The sequence below is a fragment of the Turicibacter sp. St.80E1 genome, assembly GCF_059728495.1.
This window is the reverse complement of sequence record NZ_AP039386.1, coordinates 1,408,223-1,426,140: the sequence shown is the minus strand read 5'-3', so window position 1 is coordinate 1,426,140 and position 17,918 is coordinate 1,408,223. Positions and strand designations below refer to the sequence as shown.

The following is a 17,918-nucleotide window of genomic DNA, read 5'->3' as shown; positions in this document are numbered from 1 at the left end:
ATTCAATTCATCAAGCGTTAGAAATAGCGGACAAAGGTGGACTATAAGATAGACTTAAATCAGTCATAGAGGGTGTTTATAAAAATGTCCGGACATGGTGTTTAAGAGAGGAGGAATTAAAGATGAAAAAACGACAGAAAGAAACGATTCTCATCGGGTGTGGCCTCGTGAGTTTATCCTTGATTTTGCATTTCGTCCACGTATTAATTTTTAAAGATGTTCATCATACGATGATCTTTTTAGTTGCAGATATTGCGTTTATTCCGCTAGAGGTCTTTTTTACGACAATGATTTTAGAGCGCGTGTTAGAGAGACGTAAGAAGGAACAGGATCTTGAAAAATTAAATATGTTAGTTGGCGTTTTTTATGCTGAATTTGGAACGCAATTATTGGAGTACTTTGTTAATCAAGATGATCGTGTCGCTATTTGTAAAAAATTACGGATCCAAGATCCAAGTGTTTGGAATGATGAGTATTTTAAACGACTACAACAACTTAACTCATCGTATCATTATGAGGTGCAACTTACTAAAATTGATTTAAGAGAGTTGCAACAAATTTTACATGAGGGGAAAAATATTATTATTACACTCATGACAACAGATAGCTTGCATGAACATGAGACATTTACAGAAATGTTGATGCGAATTATGCATTTAAAAGAGGAATTAGATACCCAAGATATTACCGATTTATCAAAAATTAAGTGCACACATTTAGAGGAAGATATGGCGGCCATTTATCGCTACCTAACTTACGAATGGTGTTACTATTTGAACTATTTAAATAAATTCTATCCAAGTTTGTTTAGTACAGTGATTATGTTAAGCCCATTTAATAAAAAGCATCAGCGTACGCTATTAGAACAACGTGAAAGCGAAGGAGGTCATCTTTCGTGTCCTTATTAAAACCAACGCAAACCATAGGGTTGATTGCGTTATCTAACGGATTATCTGTACAACAAAAACCAACGCTTGATCGGTTAGAGCAAACATTAGAGGAAATGGGGCTCTCTACCGTACGTCCCCCTTCTTTGTTTGCTAAAGAGAGTGTCTATCATGCCTCAGATAAAGAGCGTGCGAAGATGTTGATGGATTTTTATAAAAACCCAGATATCCGAGCGATTTTTGATGTATCTGGAGGAGATTTAGCAAATGGAGTTCTTTCCTATCTGGATTACGAGTGGATGAGCCAACATCCCAAACCTTTTTTCGGGTACAGTGATTTATCGGTGGTGCTAAATGCGCTATATACAAAAACAGGACAATCGAGTTATCTCTATCAAATTCGTCACCTGGTCGGAACCTTTGCTGATGCACAACAGGGGCAATTTAAAGCCTCACTTTTTGAGCAGGAACACGCCTTATTCACTTTTCCATTTGACTGGATTCAGGGACAGAAGATGGAGGGCGTTGTGATTGGAGGAAATATACGATGTTTCTTAAAATTAGCAGGTACAGCGTATTGGCCCTCGTTTAAAGGGAAGATTTTACTGCTTGAGGCGTATAGTGGTGATGTGGCGAAAATGGCAACTTATTTGAATCAATATAAGCAACTTGGGGTATTTGAAGAGATTAACGGCCTTATTCTCGGACATTTCACTGAAATGCAGAAAAAATCGTTTCAGCCGGATATCGTGACACTTGTTCGTCAAATTGTTGAAAATCCATCTTTACCGATGATTAAGACTGATGCGATTGGTCATGGGGCCGACGCTAAATGTATGGTAATTGGTGGTCAGTATAACTTTAAAGAGAAAGAGATGAGATATGAGGATGGATGTAACAGATAAAAAAAGCCATTGCGGGTCGTGTCTCCATAATGTGAATAATTACTGTATGAGTACATTAGGTTATTATTTTTATGGGGAGTCGATTTCAGATGAAGAAGTAGAATGTGAGGATTGGATAAAAAATCAACATTCTTATGGCGAACGTTTAAAACAAACGATGGGTAAAGGTAAGAAATAATGAAGGCGTTTGTTCCTTGTAAAGGGAGCAAACGCTTTTTTACGGAGGAATCATTTAGAAGTCATATAACGGTTAATTGTGACATAAATTAAGAGTGTAACATGAGTTAAAGAGAGGATGATGAGTATGTATTGTCGTCATTGTGGGAAAGAGTTAAATGAAAATGCTGATTACTGTACTTCATGCGGAGTAGCAACAACAAAAGGTGATTCTTATTGTGGAAACTGCGGTTCAGAAGTTGCTAAAGAGGCGGATGTTTGTCCAACATGCGGAACTAATTTGAAAAGAGGAGTGGGGGCTCCAAAATCAAAATTAGTTGCTGGATTATTAGGAATCTTTTTGGGGGTATTTGGAATTCACCGCTTTTATTTAGGGTATACGACAATTGGACTTGTTCAATTATTAGTGAGTGTGATTCTTGGAATTTTCACATGTGGAATTTCAACTGCGCTTGTGTCATTATGGGGATTTGTAGAAGGTATTTTAATTCTTTGTGGAACGGTGATTACAACAGATGCTGGCGGGAATGAGCTTCAATAAATGAGTGAAAAAATAAGGTGGATCCGTCTGATTATTTATGCCGCTATTTTTATTTTAATCTATATGATTCCACTTGAAACCGTTGAAGGCCAGCGTTTATGTATCTGGTATCATCTCTTTCATATGGATTGTTTAGGTTGCGGGTTTACACGGGCATTTTTTAGCCTCATGCATGGTCAGATTCTAAAGGCATTCATGTATAATCCTATGGTTATCGTGGTTCCAGTTGCTTTCTTCTTGGTGTTGCAAGATAGTTGGATGATTATCCAAAGGTCGCCTCAATGGAGCCTCTTAGAAAAGTTTTTTAAGTGGGGGATGGCGCGATGTTATCCTCACAATATAAAGAACGGGTAGAAAACTACCTGTTTTTTTTATATATAAACTTTGAAAACCAAAGTAGTTGACGATAAAAGGGGCGGTATGCTATGATGAGGATAATAGAGAGGTGGAAGTTGATGGAATTAAAACAAGAGGTGTTAGCCTTGTTCATGAATCATCATGATGAGGTCATATCCGGTCAGGAAATAGCTAATCGTCTTTCTTTTAGTCGGACAGCAATTTGGAAGGTGATTAAACAATTAAGGGAAGAGGGATACCCAATTGAGTCGATAGGAAATAAAGGATATCGTTTATGCCAGGTTCGTGATCCCCTATCACGGGATTTAATTATTAAGGCGTTGCATTCCGATTATCAGAAAATACAACTTGAAATTTACCCACAAGTTGATTCAACGAATACGCGGGCAAAGGTTCGTGCAATAGAAGGAGCCCAACATGGGCATGTGATCTTAGCTGATGAGCAGACGAGGGGACATGGTCGTTTTGGAAGGCCCTTTTACTCACCTAAGGGCGAGGGGCTTTATATGAGCCTTATTTTACGTCCTCAGATGCATCTGAGTCAGTCTGTCTATGTCACGATGCAAGTTGCCGTCCTCATCTGTCGTGTACTAGAGCGTTTGACCCATCAAGCCCCTAGTATCAAATGGGTAAATGACATTTACTTAGGAGATAAAAAGGTATGCGGTATTTTAACGGAGGCTGTTACCGATTTTGAAACAGGGCAGGTCCAATACATGATCTTAGGGATTGGATTAAATGTTTGGAACGAAGAGTTTCCAGATGAATTAAAACAGATCGCCACTGCTTTAACTCCTTTAAAGACGACACGAAATGAGATTTGTGCGGCTTTATTAAATGAGGTATTACCGATTAGTTCATCTTTTTCTTTTGATGAAGAGATTTTAGTTGAATATAAACGACGATCGAACGTTTTGGGGAAGACCGTGGAGTTTGTTAAAAATCGTGCTCCGATTGAAGGCGTGGCCGAAGACATCGATGAAACGGGTGGACTCATTGTCCGATTACAAAATGGAGAGGTTGAAACGCTACATTCGGGTGAAGTTTCAATCCGAAGAAAGTAGGGGATGACTTCACTATGAGAAAAGAGATGATGAAAATTCGTGAGATAACATCAATCGCCCTTTGTTTGGCGATGCTCTGTGTCTCCTCATATGTATCAATTCCATTGCCTTTTATGACAACGCCCATTACGGCACAAACGATTATGATTAATACGATTGCACTTTGGCTAACCCCCGCACAAGCCATGACAACGATGGGTGCCTACTTGATATTAGGACTGATCGGTTTTCCTGTTTTCGCTGGGGGAAGTTCGGGCATATCCGTGTTCCTTCGGCCGACGGGAGGATTTTTAATCGCCTTTTTTATCTCGGTGGGGGTGATTAGCGGATTAAAAAAACGATTCCCGCAAAAGCTCGGGTCCAATATTTTTTTAACCGTAGGGATTGGGATGCCGATTGTTTATTTCGTGGGTGCTTTTTGGATGAGCATTCTGATGGAGATAGACTTTGTCGTCGCTTTTCAACTCTCGGTCTATCCGTTTATTGTAGGCGATCTTTTAAAATGTTTAATCGCTTGTCGTCTAGTCGAAAGACTAAATGGCACCATGAAACAAAGGTCAGTTTTTATAAAAAGGAAGTTAGTCTAATGGCATCACATAAAACTCGTTGAATGTTTATCCAACGAGTTTTATGTTTAAAAAGGTTAAAACATTGACGCCATTAGGAATCGTGTTACAATAGAGAAGAAGAAATGAAAAAGAAGAAATTTGTAAAAATAAAGAAAACTACGGGCAATGAGCCTAAAAATAGACAGAATTGAAAGAGGTAGGAAGATGTCAACCTTTAACGAATTAAACCTAAGTCCTGAAATTTTAAAGTCTTTGGCGGGACTCGGATATGAAAAAATGACGGATGTTCAATCACGTGTTATTCCTGAGATTTTAAAAGGAAACGATGTGATGGTCCAATCTAAAACAGGAAGCGGGAAAACTGCTGCTTTTGGAACGGCTATTAGTGAGCAAATTGACTGGGAGGAAAATCGACCACAGGCATTGATTTTAACACCGACGCGAGAATTAGCCATTCAGATTCAAGAGGAAATGATGAATATTGGACGCTTTAAACGGTTAAAGGCGGTTGCCGTTTATGGAAAGTCCCCGTTTAAAGAACAGGCCCAACAGTTAAAACAAAAGACGCATGTCGTTGTTGGAACACCAGGACGTGTGCTTGATCATTTAGAGCGTGGGACATTGAATTTACAACGAGTAAAATACGTGGTCTTAGATGAAGCCGACGAAATGTTGAGCATGGGATTTATCGAGACGATTGAGATGATTTTAAAGATGACGTCTTTAAATCGACAAACCTTATTTTTTTCAGCTACTCTGCCAGCTCGAATTGAAAAATTAAGCCAACAGTATTTAAAGAATCCATCTATGATAACGATTGAATCAGAGTCTATTGTCAATGAATCCATCGAACATGCGCTATATCAGGTTCGGGTGCCTGAGAAGGTGCGCGTATTAAAGGATGTTTTAACGATTGAGAATCCGACTCAATGTATGATTTTTTGTGCGACGCGCGATGAAGTTGACGCATTGTATCAAGGATTAAAGGCGCAAGGCTATCCGGTTTTAAAATTACATGGGGGAATGGAACAAAAAGAGCGACTTGAGACGATGCGCCAATTTAAAATGGGGAGATTCCCATATTTAATTGCGACGGATGTCGCAGCCCGTGGAATCGATGTGAGTCAGATGAGCCATGTTTTTAATTTTGATTTACCGGAAGATGGCGAGGCTTTTGTTCACCGTGTGGGGCGTGTTGGTCGCGCAGGAGAAAAAGGAAAAGCAGTAACATTTGTGACACCATTTGAAGCGAGAAAGCTTGAAGAAATTCAAACCTATATTGGGTTTGAATTACCGGTGAAGGAGCGCCCTGTAAAAATAGAGGTCGAACAGTCAAGGGAACGGTTTGAGTCTCAACTCAAACGTCGTCCGCAACAGAAACAGACAAAACAGGCGGATGTTCATCGTGAAATTATGAAACTTTATTTAAATGGTGGAAAGAAGAAGAAATTACGCACTGTTGATTTTGTTGGAACGATTTTATCTATCGATGGAATTTGTAAAGAGGATATCGGGATTATTGAGATTAAGGATCAAGTGACCTATATCGATATTTTAAATGGGAAAGGTTTTGATGTTCTCGATGGATTAAAGACACGGACGATTAAAGGAAAGAAATTAAAGGTTCAACGGGCCTATCAAGTATAAGTAAATAAAAGGAAAAAAAGCACTTTGTGTTGATGACCTGATGTGTCAGACATGAAGTGTTTTTTTTATGATTTTTTTCTTTGTGCCCCATTATTTTAAAGATGGTGAGGAGGGGGACACTTTTGATAAAGCATTTGCGATAAGGGGGATATTTCATGGGGGAATGAAAAAATTTTTTTCGATTAGGAAGAAAATGTCTAGGTCATAGCACCAATCGGGGTCTTTTACATACGATAGAAAAAGATAGGAGGAAGGATGTGAATCAGATGAGTGAAGAGGTTAATGAAGGGATAAGTAAGTATACGATCAAAAATCTAAATTTACAAAAGGAACCCTCGAAGTCAGCTATGATTATTAAAGTAATTCCAGCCTATTCTCGATTTGAACTATTGGATTCAGATGATGAGTGGTTAAAGGTGAGTTTTAACCATCGAGAGGGATATGTCGCTAAAGGTAACGTGTCAGTCACCAAAATAACGACGGCAACGACGCGTTTAAAAACAAGACCTTTAAAAGAATCCAAATCAATGAAGACGATTAAAAAGCATCAAGTGGTTGAAGTGGTTGATCAAGAGGGAGTTTTTAATCAAGTCTTTTATGAAGGAAAACTGGGCTATGTTGAAGCTGATCTGTTAAGTGATGATGGAATCAAATATCAACCTGATAAGCTCGGAAATTTTTATTACAATGCTGAAAAGTTCGTAAATGACCAGAAGATTAAGAGTCCGACTCCCTTTTTAGTTGTCACAGATTTAAAGGCAAAGCAAACGTATGTATTTGAGGATGTTAAGGGATCCTGGAAAGAATTATATTGTTGGCCATGTTCGATTGGGGCGGCCCAAACACCTACGATTACAGGAGTTTTTCATATTAATGGGCGTAAAGAGTCTTTTAAAACAGGACGTTATCAAGCGAAATATGCCACAAAAATCAAAGAAGGATATTATTATCACTCAGTTTTGTATGACCCAAGTGGAACAAAGGTAACGGAAGGTCGCTTAGGCGAGGCGTTAAGCCATGGGTGTATTCGTTTAGCGGCGGATCAAGCGAAATGGATTTATGACGCTATTTTAGATGGGACGACCGTTGTGATTCATTAGGAAACTTCATGAAAAGTTTCATTTAATAGGAACAAGTTTGAAGGGCCATTCATAAAATGAAGAGAAATGTCATTAGAAAGGATGAATAGAAAGTGAAAGTTGTAAAATGCCATATATCTGTCTATCAATATACATGGACAAGTTTAAATTTGCGTGCAGAAAAATCATTGATTTCGGAGGTGTTAACCATCATTCCATCCCATACGAAATTTGAGGTTATTGGATCAGATCATTTATGGTTAAAAGTCATTTATGATGGACAGATTGGCTATGTATTGAAACAAACTGTATCTGTGAGTGAGGTTCTTACTCACTCACAGGTAAACTTTTTAAAACAGCAAGCGTGTTAATAAACGAACCTTATCTTTCTAGATAAGGTTTTTTTAAAAGAAAAATTTAAAAAAAAGAAGATTTTTAGAAATTACGACAAAATATGTGGGAGCTTTTCAGTATAATTTTAAAGTAAGGGAACAAAAGGTTAAAAAATGATGTGGGGACTCGTTTTTTAATAGAGAAACTTATATTTGGGTAGATGTTTTGCGTTCTTCGCTTGTATCGTTAAAATTTTAAATAAGTTTATGCATCTGAGGACATTGACTTCAGATGCTTTTTTTTGTAAAGCTTTTTATGTTGAGGGAAAAAGTGATGGCCTTCGCATTTTCGTGTCACGCACATTCAAGGGTGAACATACTATAACATAGAATAAAGGTGAGAAAAAGGAGAAATAGTATGTTATGTTTTGAAAAATTAAATGCAATTAAAGGATTTGATATGTGGAACCCTGTTAATGCACATCAAAATAATTATGCGTGGTCAATGGCGGAAATGGGAGATTATATTTATGTTGGAACTTGCCGTAATATGTTCACATCGATGCTTTCATTAGCGAAACGACCTTTATTGGGCCAAGTTCAAACAACGGGGTTAGATAATAATGCTGAAATTTGGCGTTATAAAAAGGATGGGACACAAGGATGGCAACGCGTGTTTAAAACACATCCTTATGATAAAAGTTTTGGGTTTCGGGCGATGACGGTGCATGAATCAAAATATTCAACAGCCCTTTATGCAGCAACAATCGGGGAGCGTGTTTATATTTATAAAAGTATTGACGGTGTGACTTGGAAAAAACTACGAACACCACAGGTAGTTGGAGGAAGTTCACGTTCATTTGCTTCACTAAATGGTAGACTTTATGTGTCAACGCTGCAGGAAGGAATTGGAGGAAAAAATTCCTACCTGTATTCGAGCGCCGATCCTGAGTTTGAACCATTTAAGCTCGTTATGGACCCTCATCATCCTTATTTTCAGAAAGATAAAAATCCGATGGGCGGAATAGATGCACTGGAGGTGTTTAATCACAAGTTGTATTTAGGTGTTTCAGGTGAAAACGGGGCAGAAGTTTGGCGTTCAATGGAGGGCCAACCTGCAATGAATAAATGGATAAAAATTGGTGATGCAGGATTTGGGGATGGAATGAATCAAGAAATCATGTCGATGGGAACGTTTAAAAATCATTTATATGTGGCATTAACTAAAAAATTTCCATTAGCCTTATTTGCGCCGCTTGGTTTTGATCTTGTTCGTTTTGATCGTTGTGACTGTTGGGAACTCATTGTAGGAGGACGACCAATGAAACCAACTCATCCGAAGACAGGAGAACGAACAACGAGTCTTTCGGGCTTTAAATCGGGCTTTAATTCGCCATTTAATGTATATGGGTGGCAATTACTTGCCTATCAAGATCAATTGATTTTAACAACGTTTGATGATTCTGTTAATATGAAACTGATGCGAGATGTATTTATCCAACGAAAAGAGGGGTTGATTCAACGCATTGGACAGGAAAAATACCAGCAACTTGTATGTCTTTACGGGGAGATCATCTGCCTTTTAGAAAAATATCAGTATCCGAAAGGATTCGATTTATATGTTTCAAAAGATGGTATTCATTTTAGACCTGAGGTTTTAAGTGGACTTAATAATCCGTATAGTTACGGAGGACGGACATTACTTGTTAGCCAAGAGGATGAGCTATATGTTGGGACGGCGAATCCATATGAAGGATGCGATGTGTATAGAGGGGAAATTATCGGATGTCAACCTTACTTTACAGACGGCCAGTTACAGAGCTATTTTGAACAGTTAGAGGCACTAACCTGTGAACTTCAATGTCTTTATCCGGATTTAATTCGTCTTTTGTCTGAATTGTTTGTGACCTCGAAAAAATGAGCCACCTTTTTTGAAGGGCTAGGACCCTGGATCGCTTTATGACGTCTAAGGAGGCCTAACTATCCAAGCAGAAGGGACAAAATTTAGGATAAACTTCTCATCCAGGGACTCAACTTGTTTGACGTTTCGCCAAAAAATCACGTCTGAATTAAAACGTGATTTTTTTTGAATTCTATTCTTTTGTTTATTTAGAGTTTATATTTGTTTGGTAAAATAATAAAGCGGATGTTATAGGGAGAATACCAGTCATTTTTATCGAAAAGAGTGTTAGAAGGACGTACTAAGGTGAGTGAGTCTTCAAGGATGGGCCTTTTATTGGGGGAGAGGTAAGATATTAAAGGTGGTGATTCGTGATGATTCATATTTTAGTGGCAGAAGATGACAAGCATGCCAGAAGATTATTAGAGGTCGTCTTAAAGCGAGAGGGATATCATGTCTTAAGCGTCGAAGACGGTGAGATGGCATTAAAAGTGATCGAATCTCATCATGTCGATTTAGTCATTTTGGATGTGATGATGCCAAAGCTTGATGGTTATGAGGTGGCAAGATTATTAAGAGAGGCGGAGTTTATGATGCCTATTTTAATGGTGACAGCTAAGCAATTACCAGAAGATAAAAAGCGGGGATTTATCATGGGAACCGATGATTATATGACGAAGCCGATTGATACGGAGGAACTTGTTTTAAGGATTAAAGCCTTACTGCGACGGTCAAAAATTGCAAGTGAGAAAAAATTAACGATTGGCGATGTCGTCTTAGATTATGAATCCTTAACGGTGCACCGAAATCAAGACGTGCAGACGCTTCCACAAAAGGAGTTTTATTTATTGTATAAATTGTTATCTTATCCGGGACGAATCTTTACACGTATTCAGTTAATGGATGAGATTTGGGGCGTTGACACGGAGAGTACGGACACAACCGTGAACGTTCATATTAATCGATTGCGCAAACGTTTTGCTGATTGTGAAGCTTTCGAGTTAGTTTCAGTGCGAGGGCTTGGATATAAGGCGGTGAAAAAGGAATGAGGCAATTATTAACGAAAATTAGTTTTAGTTTTTATACGACGCTGTTTATTTTTATTTTATACGTCTTGATTTTTACGATTACCGCCTGTTTAATTTATACGGTGATTGGCCTCGGGTGGTTTGATGAGGAGAGTCTTAACCCTATGTTGTTGACGTTAGCTGCCTGCTTTTTAGTTGGAACAACGATTTCAATTATCTGGGGGCATAAAATGTTGAAAAATGTTCGAATTTTTACCGGAGCGATGGATCAACTAGCTAGCGGGGATTTTTCGGTGCGTTTAAATATGACTCATCCCTTAGAATATCAGCTGTTATCTGATAATTTTAATCGGATGGCGGAACAATTAGCAGGCATTCAGGTGCTACGCACTGATTTTATTAATCACTTTTCGCATGAGTTTAAAACTCCGATTGTTTCGATTAAAGGATTTGCCCAGATTCTAAAGGATGATACGTTGTCTAAGGAAGAGCGCGAGGAATATTTAACGATTATGATAGAGGAGGCCGACCGCCTGTCAACTTTAGCGACGAATGTCCTCATGTTATCGAATATCGAATCACAAACTCTTTTAGTTGATCGCCAACGCTTTAATTTGGGGGAACAGTTACGACAATGTATTTTGATGTTTGAACCCAAATTAATAAAAAAAGATATTTTACTGCTTGCAACGATTGAAGATGAGGATATTTATGCGAATAAAGAATTACTCAATCAAGTGTGGTTAAATTTATTAGATAACGCCATTAAATTTGTTCCAATAGGTGGAAAGATCGAAGTGTCCATGGGAAGTTATGAGGCGGATTTAACCGTGATGATTGCCGATAATGGATGCGGAATTGCGAAAGAGACGCTTCCTAAAATATTTGATAAATTTTATCAAGAAGACCATTCCCGAAAGACGATGGGAAACGGACTGGGTCTATCGATTGTCAAAAAAATTATTCTCCTTCATCAGGGGGAGATTACGTGCGAAAGTATACCAAACCAACGGACTATCTTTACGATAAGGCTCCCTAAATCTTTATAAAAGGGGGCCTTTTATCATGACTTACCAATGCTAGATAGGAATCTACCTCATGGTTGATGAAAAAGTTGCTCTTTTTTCAATTGTTTATCATGAGTTAATGTTTCTTTGTTATAGTTATCAGGTGGAGATTTGAAAAAGGAGTGCGAAAAGATGATTAGGATGTTTCGACAATTAAAAAAGAGGGAGTGGCTATTGTTTTTATGTAGCGTCCTCTTCATCATTGCCCAAGTCTGGCTTGATTTAAGGTTACCGGACTACATGAGTAAGATTACGCAATTAGTGCAAACACAAGGAAGTGAGATGGAAGAAATTTTAGCGGCAGGAGGGAAGATGTTACTTTGTGCCTTTTTTAGCCTAGCGACTTCTTTTATTGTAGCGGCGATTTCGGCGAAAGTAGCGGCTAATTTATCCGGACGATTACGTTTTGCCCTGTTTAACCGTGTTCAGTCCTTTTCAATGGAGGAAATTAATCATTTTTCAACCGCAAGTCTTGTGACGCGTTCAACAAATGATGTGACACAAGTTCAAATGTTTGTGGTCATGGGGCTGCAAATCCTGATTAAGGCCCCCATTTTAGCGGGATGGGCGTTAGTAAAGATTACGAATAAAGGGTGGCAGTGGACGTTAGCAACGGCTGTGGCTGTTGCCGTTTTGATTGTGATTGTTTCTATCTGTGTTTGGTTGGGGATGCCAAAGTTTAAGGGCATTCAACGCTTAACCGATAATGTCAATAAAATTGCACGTGAGAATATTAATGGATTACGCGTGATTCGAGCTTATAATGCCGAAGGATATCAGGAGGAAAAGTTTGAAAGAGCTAATACCAATTTGACGTACAATAATTTATTTGTCGGGCGCGTCATGGCCTTTTTATTTCCAAGTATTAACTTGATTATGAGTGGCTTAACGCTAGCTATCTACTGGATTGGTGGCTTCTTAATTGATGGGGCAATCGGAATGGAACGAATGACTGTTTTTTCAGATATGATCGTCTTCTCTTCTTATGCCATGCAAATTGTGATGGCCTTTATGATGCTTATTATGATTATGTTTATTCTTCCTCGGGCGACGGTTTCGGCGAGTCGAATTAACGAGGTGCTTGAGATGAAACCGACCATTGAGGATGGAAGTTTTATTCCTAAGGATGAGCGATTGATGGGAGAGATTGAGTTTAAGGATGTTTGCTTTAGATATGCCGATGGTGAGGACTATGTGTTAGATCACATTAATTTTAAAGTGCGCCAAGGAGAAACAGTTGCTCTTATTGGAGCAACAGGGTGTGGGAAAAGTACGTTGGTTAATTTAATTCCTCGTTTTTATGATGTAACAGAAGGTGAAATCTTAATTGGAGGAGTCAATATTAAAGACTATGACCAGCAGGCGCTTCGTAATGAATTAGGATATGTTTCACAACGGGCCATCTTGTTTGAAGGAACCATTCAATCAAACGTCGCGTTTGGAGATAATGGAAAAGCGTCATCTCGAGATGAAACAGTAGAAGAGGCCATCGAGATTGCCCAAGCATCAGAGTTTGTTAACAAGATGGAAGAGGGCTATGAGGCGCATGTTGCACAAGGTGGAACGAATTTATCAGGAGGTCAAAAACAACGGTTATCGATTGCAAGGGCTGTTGCACGTCGTCCGAAGGTCCTTATTTTTGATGATTCTTTTTCTGCTCTAGATTATAAAACCGATCGAACACTCCGTCAGCGGCTTAAAAAGGAAACGGCCGGTGCCACGTTATTTATTGTCGCCCAACGAATTGGAACCATTAAGGATGCAGATAAAATTATCGTTTTGGATGAAGGGCGAATTGTTGGAATAGGATCTCATGATTCTTTAATGTCGTCTTGTGAGGTTTATCGTGAAATTGCATACTCTCAACTTTCAAAGAAGGAGCTTGAGTCATGAGAAAGATGGAGAAAAAGGAGAGTAGTTTTTTAAAATTACTAAAATATTGTAAAAAATATACGGTGCACATTGTCATAGCGCTCATTGGAAGTGTGATTGGAACCCTTTTAACGCTATTAGGTCCAGATAAATTATCAGAAATGACAGACTTAATGACGAATGGGTTAATGGGTGAGCTCGATTTAAAAGGAATTACTTCGATTGGGATCACACTTGTTATGATTTATGCCGTTAGTTTTATTTTATCACTCACGCAAGGACTTATTATGACGCAAGTGATTCAACGCGTTTCTAAGCAATTACGAACGTCATTAACAGTGAAGATTAATCGCTTACCGATGAGTTATTATAATCAAACAACGACCGGTGATATTTTATCACGCGTGACAAATGATGTGGATACGTTAGGACAATCGTTGAACCAAAGTTTGACCACATTAGTCAGCGCAACGTGTTTGTTTATCGGGTCCATTGTCATGATGTTAAAGACAAATGTTGTACTCACGCTAACGGCCATCTTGGCGACCATTATTGGATTTATCATGATGATGTTCATTATGAAACGTTCTCAGGTGTTCTTTTTAAAGCAACAAGAGGGACTGGGTAAATTAAACGGTTATATTGAAGAGGCTTATTCGGGTCAGATGATTATTAAAGCTTACAATAGTGAAGAACAGATGATTTCAACTTTTCAGAAGATGAATCAGGAATTGACATCTAATACTTACCGAGCACAAATTCTTGCCGGATTTATGATGCCACTGATGACTTTTATCGGTAATCTTGGTTATGTGGCTGTTTGTATTGTTGGGGCAGTATTGACGATGAATGGAACGATTTCATTTGGAGTCATTGTGGCATTCATTATGTATGTCCGTTATTTTACACAACCCCTTGCACAAATGGCGCAAGCTGCACAAAGTTTGCAATCTGCTTCAGCAGCGGGGCACCGCGTTTTTGAGTTTTTAGAAGCTGAAGAAATGGAAGACGAGTCAAAAAAGGTCGGTTATTTAAAAGAAGTAACAGGAAAAGTACAATTTGACCACGTCTCTTTCGCCTATGAGGGAAGTCATCGCCCGGTCATTAAAGATTTTTCGATGACGGCACATCCAGGGCAAAAAGTGGCGATTGTCGGACCAACAGGAGCGGGGAAAACGACACTGGTTAATTTATTGATGCGATTTAATGAAATCAATCGAGGAGATATTCGAATTGATGACGTTTCAATTCATGACCTGACACGTGAAAATATCCATGATTTATTTTGCATGGTTTTACAAGATACGTGGTTATTTGAAGGAACAATTAAAGAAAATTTAATTTATAATCAGACGCACTTAACGGATGAAGATGTGGAGCAGGCGTGTGAAGCGGTCGGATTACATCATTTTATTCAAACCCTACCGGAAGGATATGAAACGCTATTAAACGATCAACTTAACTTGTCGGCCGGTCAAAAGCAACAGCTTACGATTGCTCGAGCGATGCTTAAAAATGCACCGATGCTTATTTTAGATGAGGCGACAAGTTCTGTTGATACGAGAACGGAATTAATCATTCAACAGGCGATGGATCAGTTAATGCACGGTCGAACTTCCTTTATTATTGCGCACCGTTTATCAACGATAAAAAATGCAGATGTCATTTTAGTTTTAAAAGACGGTGATATTTTAGAAAGCGGAAACCATGAACAATTACTAGCAAAAGGCGGTTTTTACGCTGAACTTTATAACAGTCAATTCGAACAAGTATAAGAATCAAAAAGAGGGAAACCAGGCGTGCCATGGGTCAAGTTTCCCTCTTTTTTTGTTGGGAAGGATATGGATGGAGCTATTTGACAGAAGAGATTTATAAAAACGTAAGCGGGTAATTATAATACGGATAGAAAAAAAGCAAGGTTCGTTGTACACTAAAGGCACACTGAATCTTGCTTTTTATTTACAATTTTCTTGAATTATTTTTGACCAGGGTAAAAAGTCCCCCAATAGCTGTGGATTTACTAAGAATTCGCAATTTGGAAGTTTTTCAAAAAGGTAGGTTAAATAACGATAGACATTTAATCCGTTGGCTTTGGCTGTTTCAATTAAGGTATATGCCATGGCGTTTGCTTGGGCCCCTTTGACACTCGTTGAAAAGAGGTAATTCTTACGTCCAACGACAACGGGTCTAATAGCTTGTTCGGCTAAATTATTAGAGATCTCTAAACGTCCATTTGACAAGAATTCTGTGAGTGCTCGTCTTTGGTTCTGGGCATAAACAATCGCTGTTTGTAACTTACCTTTAACCGTACGAATCCCTTCAATAAATTGATAAAAGGATTCAATGATTGGCCGAATTTTTGATTCTCTTTGGATTTGACGTTCCTCAGGGGAAAGGTGTATCAACTCTCGTTCTAACCGAAAGATTTGATTACAGAAGTGAACGGCTTGTTTGGCTTTCCCATGTTCCGTTGAAACCTCTTGAAATTTCCGGCGTGCATGTGCCCAACACCCATTCCCTACCAACGGTGGAGACATTTACTTCGTAAATGGCAGGGGACCCACAGTGGTCACATTTGGCAAATCTTTGTAAGCTATATAGCCATCACAATGAAGCCATCCTTTAAACGACCGAAGTAGTTCTAAAATAACAGACTTCGCGCGTGTTAAATCGGCGTGATAAAAAACAATGGGATGGGACACATCTTTGATGGTACGAATCAACCAAATTCGAGCCTCTGATGTAGCAGGTTTTCCATCCGAACGATTTAAAATCTGATAATATGTTTCATCCGCATGTAGGACCTCTTGTTGGCGTAATTTATCTAGAAATAGTTTATATAAAGGTTCTAGCCAATCAAAAGAGGCACGGATAATCCAATTAGAGAGAGTTTTCCGACTTACTTCTAATCCATAAGACGACCATTCTTTCTCTTGGCGATAAGTTGGTAATCCGAGTTCAAATTTTTGATGAAAAAGCCAAGCCAATGTTGTTGGTCCTGCTAAGCTACGTTGGATAGGTCCCTTAGGAACCTCGGCACAACGAATGGATTTAGCTTCAAGATTAGGATCATGACAATCACATTCGTAGGCATGTGAAATATAAACTTTCTTATATAATCGTGCAGGTACAAAACAGACTTCTTCACGAACAACCTTTTTCCCCATTGGTTTCATGGCCTGACCGCAATGGTCACATGTACAATCCTCTCCATGAAGTTCACAATGAACTTCTTCAATAGGTAAATCTTTCGTTAATTCTGCTTTACGACCAGATGTCTTACGACGGCGATACGTAATTTCCTCTGTCGGTTCATCCTTTGTCAGAGGTTCTTCTAATACAGGATCCCCAAAAAGGGTAAGCTGACCTGGATCAACCTTAGTTTTCTCGCTTGAGGATCCAAAAAGCTTTTTTGAAAGAAACTCAACCTGTTCAATAAGCGTATCAATTTTGTCGGTCTGCTCCATCATTTTTAATTGGAGCTTATTAATTTTTTCCTCTTTTTGGGCGAGTAGTTGAGCTTGTTGATCCAGTTTCTTTAATAGTTTCTGATTTTCTTCGATTAGTTTTGATTCAAACGTGTTCAACTTGGCTCACCTCTTTTCTAAATGATTTTATTAGTCTTAGTATGTCCAACTTTATATAGAAAATACAGGATTTATTACCATTTTTAATTAATGCATCCTTTGCGGGCGGGTTTGATAGCTTTAGGCTGTTGGATAGAGAGTCCCTCAAGTAACCAGCGAAGCTCCTGACTCGTTAACTTTTTGACTTCTTCTTGGTTTCGTGGCCATTGAAGGTTCCCATTCTCTAGCCTTTTATATAAGAGGATAAAGCCATCCGTATCCCAATAAAGTGCTTTAAATCGATCCTTTTTTAGACCACAGAAAAGAAATAAGGCATCATCAAATAAATCTAAATTATATTTATCCGTAATAATTCCCGCGAGACGATCAATCCCACAACGCATATCCGTCCGACCACAAACGACAAAAATATTTTTAACATGAGTGAAATCAACTAACATTTTTCATCAACTCCGTCAGAACTCTCCTTAAAAGATCGTCATTAATCCCAGGATAAAAAGTTATTTCACTTCCATTCAGTTGAACACAACAGATGGGAGTTCTTTTTTTAGTGGAATCTGTTTCAAGTTGAATCGGAACAATTAATGGACTTTCCTTCATAAAAATGACCTCCTTTTCTTTGATAGCTAAAGTATAGCTCAAAGTTGGAGGTCAAAATAGACATGTTTATATTACGCGCTTACATAAAAACGAGAATGAGTGTTCTTATTTGAAAGTTCCTTTTTAGTGAGGGGCTAATAAAGCATCCATTTGATTAAGGCTAATGTCCATTTATTGAGGATCGATTTGTACAAAAGGGGGAATGAATTCCTTTATTTGTTGATTCGACGTTTGTAAGCCAGTGAGAAGGTTCTCTAAATCAAGTGTGGAGAGTTTTGATAGATGTTCATTATTATATAATCAAAA

Annotated in this window: 18 protein-coding genes and 1 pseudogene; 15 read left to right on the top strand and 4 right to left on the bottom strand. The window is 38.5% G+C overall.

Annotated features, from left to right (window positions below; all coding sequences use genetic code 11):
• Positions 1–122 precede the first annotated feature (122 nt).
• The 15 genes from AC6I0I_RS06915 (at position 123) to AC6I0I_RS06845 (ending at position 15,200) form a co-directional block, all read left to right on the top strand.
• Positions 123–908 carry an MJ1433 family protein gene (locus AC6I0I_RS06915; protein ID WP_161832072.1) on the top strand — a complete coding sequence of 262 codons (786 nt, stop codon included), beginning with the start codon at positions 123–125 and terminating at the stop codon, positions 906–908.
• Positions 896–1,792, top strand: a complete 897-nt coding sequence (locus tag AC6I0I_RS06910) for a S66 family peptidase (RefSeq protein ID WP_161832071.1) — start codon at positions 896–898, stop codon at positions 1,790–1,792. Before AC6I0I_RS06915 ends, AC6I0I_RS06910 begins: the two co-directional genes overlap by 13 nt.
• A complete protein-coding gene (locus AC6I0I_RS06905; RefSeq protein ID WP_262950647.1) occupies positions 1,770–1,970 on the top strand; it encodes a hypothetical protein in 201 nt (66 codons plus the stop codon). Before AC6I0I_RS06910 ends, AC6I0I_RS06905 begins: the two co-directional genes overlap by 23 nt.
• 126 nt (positions 1,971–2,096) lie before the next feature.
• Positions 2,097–2,510, top strand: a complete 414-nt coding sequence (locus AC6I0I_RS06900) for a TM2 domain-containing protein (protein ID WP_161832069.1) — start codon at positions 2,097–2,099, stop codon at positions 2,508–2,510.
• On the top strand, positions 2,511–2,864 hold the full coding sequence (locus tag AC6I0I_RS06895) for a DUF2752 domain-containing protein (RefSeq protein WP_161832068.1): 354 nt from the start codon (positions 2,511–2,513) through the stop codon (positions 2,862–2,864).
• 101 nt (positions 2,865–2,965) lie between these two features.
• Entirely contained in the window at positions 2,966–3,931 is a 966-nt protein-coding gene (locus AC6I0I_RS06890) for a biotin--[acetyl-CoA-carboxylase] ligase (RefSeq protein ID WP_161832067.1), read from the top strand.
• 14 nt (positions 3,932–3,945) lie between these two features.
• A complete protein-coding gene (locus AC6I0I_RS06885; protein WP_161832066.1) occupies positions 3,946–4,518 on the top strand; it encodes a biotin transporter BioY in 573 nt (190 codons plus the stop codon).
• A gap of 186 nt (positions 4,519–4,704) precedes the next feature.
• Complete coding sequence (locus AC6I0I_RS06880; protein WP_161832065.1) at positions 4,705–6,147, top strand: DEAD/DEAH box helicase; 1,443 nt, start codon at positions 4,705–4,707, stop codon at positions 6,145–6,147.
• Positions 6,148–6,413: 266 nt separating this feature from the next.
• Positions 6,414–7,247 carry a L,D-transpeptidase family protein gene (locus tag AC6I0I_RS06875; protein WP_237658932.1) on the top strand — a complete coding sequence of 278 codons (834 nt, stop codon included), beginning with the start codon at positions 6,414–6,416 and terminating at the stop codon, positions 7,245–7,247.
• Between the two features lie 92 nt (positions 7,248–7,339).
• Positions 7,340–7,597, top strand: coding sequence for an SH3 domain-containing protein (locus tag AC6I0I_RS06870; RefSeq protein ID WP_161832063.1), 258 nt, complete (start codon positions 7,340–7,342; stop codon positions 7,595–7,597).
• A 379-nt stretch (positions 7,598–7,976) separates the two neighbouring features.
• Entirely contained in the window at positions 7,977–9,479 is a 1,503-nt protein-coding gene (locus AC6I0I_RS06865) for a hypothetical protein (protein ID WP_262950643.1), read from the top strand.
• Positions 9,480–9,832: 353 nt separating this feature from the next.
• Positions 9,833–10,507, top strand: coding sequence for a response regulator transcription factor (locus tag AC6I0I_RS06860; RefSeq protein WP_161832061.1), 675 nt, complete (start codon positions 9,833–9,835; stop codon positions 10,505–10,507).
• Positions 10,504–11,535, top strand: coding sequence for a HAMP domain-containing sensor histidine kinase (locus tag AC6I0I_RS06855; RefSeq protein WP_161832060.1), 1,032 nt, complete (start codon positions 10,504–10,506; stop codon positions 11,533–11,535). The genes AC6I0I_RS06860 and AC6I0I_RS06855 overlap by 4 nt, the downstream gene beginning before the upstream one ends.
• A gap of 150 nt (positions 11,536–11,685) precedes the next feature.
• Positions 11,686–13,446, top strand: a complete 1,761-nt coding sequence (locus tag AC6I0I_RS06850) for an ABC transporter ATP-binding protein (RefSeq protein WP_262953558.1) — start codon at positions 11,686–11,688, stop codon at positions 13,444–13,446.
• Positions 13,443–15,200, top strand: coding sequence for an ABC transporter ATP-binding protein (locus AC6I0I_RS06845; protein ID WP_262953556.1), 1,758 nt, complete (start codon positions 13,443–13,445; stop codon positions 15,198–15,200). Before AC6I0I_RS06850 ends, AC6I0I_RS06845 begins: the two co-directional genes overlap by 4 nt.
• Positions 15,201–15,380: 180 nt before the next feature.
• Here the strand turns inward: AC6I0I_RS06845 and AC6I0I_RS06840 are convergent, their stop codons facing one another.
• The 4 genes and pseudogenes from AC6I0I_RS06840 to AC6I0I_RS06825 form a co-directional block, all read right to left on the bottom strand.
• Positions 15,381–15,545 (bottom strand): transposase domain-containing protein, encoded by a 165-nt coding sequence (locus AC6I0I_RS06840; RefSeq protein ID WP_237658974.1) that lies wholly within the window; start codon positions 15,543–15,545, stop codon positions 15,381–15,383.
• An 18-nt stretch (positions 15,546–15,563) separates the two neighbouring features.
• Positions 15,564–16,892 (bottom strand): annotated as a pseudogene (gene tnpC, locus AC6I0I_RS06835) (IS66 family transposase); the annotation flags it as partial.
• Between the two features lie 203 nt (positions 16,893–17,095).
• On the bottom strand, positions 17,096–17,452 hold the full coding sequence (gene tnpB, locus AC6I0I_RS06830) for an IS66 family insertion sequence element accessory protein TnpB (protein WP_161832238.1): 357 nt from the start codon (positions 17,450–17,452) through the stop codon (positions 17,096–17,098).
• Positions 17,442–17,612 (bottom strand): hypothetical protein, encoded by a 171-nt coding sequence (locus AC6I0I_RS06825; RefSeq protein ID WP_161832239.1) that lies wholly within the window; start codon positions 17,610–17,612, stop codon positions 17,442–17,444. The genes tnpB and AC6I0I_RS06825 overlap by 11 nt, the downstream gene beginning before the upstream one ends.
• Between the last annotated feature and the right edge of the window lie 306 nt (positions 17,613–17,918).

What these genes read in the sequence shown, in the direction of transcription:
- AC6I0I_RS06915 (WP_161832072.1), top strand. Translation starts at nt 123, where the DNA reads ATGAAAAAACGACAGAAAGAAACGATTCTCATCGGGTGTGGCCTCGTG.
- AC6I0I_RS06825 (WP_161832239.1), bottom strand. Translation starts at nt 17,612, where the DNA reads ATGAAGGAAAGTCCATTAATTGTTCCGATTCAACTTGAAACAGATTCC.
- AC6I0I_RS06890 (WP_161832067.1), top strand. Translation starts at nt 2,966, where the DNA reads ATGGAATTAAAACAAGAGGTGTTAGCCTTGTTCATGAATCATCATGAT.
- AC6I0I_RS06860 (WP_161832061.1), top strand. Translation starts at nt 9,833, where the DNA reads ATGATTCATATTTTAGTGGCAGAAGATGACAAGCATGCCAGAAGATTA.
- AC6I0I_RS06885 (WP_161832066.1), top strand. Translation starts at nt 3,946, where the DNA reads ATGAGAAAAGAGATGATGAAAATTCGTGAGATAACATCAATCGCCCTT.
- AC6I0I_RS06855 (WP_161832060.1), top strand. Translation starts at nt 10,504, where the DNA reads ATGAGGCAATTATTAACGAAAATTAGTTTTAGTTTTTATACGACGCTG.
- AC6I0I_RS06865 (WP_262950643.1), top strand. Translation starts at nt 7,977, where the DNA reads ATGTTATGTTTTGAAAAATTAAATGCAATTAAAGGATTTGATATGTGG.
- AC6I0I_RS06900 (WP_161832069.1), top strand. Translation starts at nt 2,097, where the DNA reads ATGTATTGTCGTCATTGTGGGAAAGAGTTAAATGAAAATGCTGATTAC.
- AC6I0I_RS06850 (WP_262953558.1), top strand. Translation starts at nt 11,686, where the DNA reads ATGATTAGGATGTTTCGACAATTAAAAAAGAGGGAGTGGCTATTGTTT.
- AC6I0I_RS06895 (WP_161832068.1), top strand. Translation starts at nt 2,511, where the DNA reads ATGAGTGAAAAAATAAGGTGGATCCGTCTGATTATTTATGCCGCTATT.
- AC6I0I_RS06840 (WP_237658974.1), bottom strand. Translation starts at nt 15,545, where the DNA reads ATGGCATATACCTTAATTGAAACAGCCAAAGCCAACGGATTAAATGTC.
- AC6I0I_RS06875 (WP_237658932.1), top strand. Translation starts at nt 6,414, where the DNA reads ATGAGTGAAGAGGTTAATGAAGGGATAAGTAAGTATACGATCAAAAAT.
- AC6I0I_RS06880 (WP_161832065.1), top strand. Translation starts at nt 4,705, where the DNA reads ATGTCAACCTTTAACGAATTAAACCTAAGTCCTGAAATTTTAAAGTCT.
- AC6I0I_RS06905 (WP_262950647.1), top strand. Translation starts at nt 1,770, where the DNA reads ATGAGGATGGATGTAACAGATAAAAAAAGCCATTGCGGGTCGTGTCTC.
- tnpB (WP_161832238.1), bottom strand. Translation starts at nt 17,452, where the DNA reads ATGTTAGTTGATTTCACTCATGTTAAAAATATTTTTGTCGTTTGTGGT.
- AC6I0I_RS06845 (WP_262953556.1), top strand. Translation starts at nt 13,443, where the DNA reads ATGAGAAAGATGGAGAAAAAGGAGAGTAGTTTTTTAAAATTACTAAAA.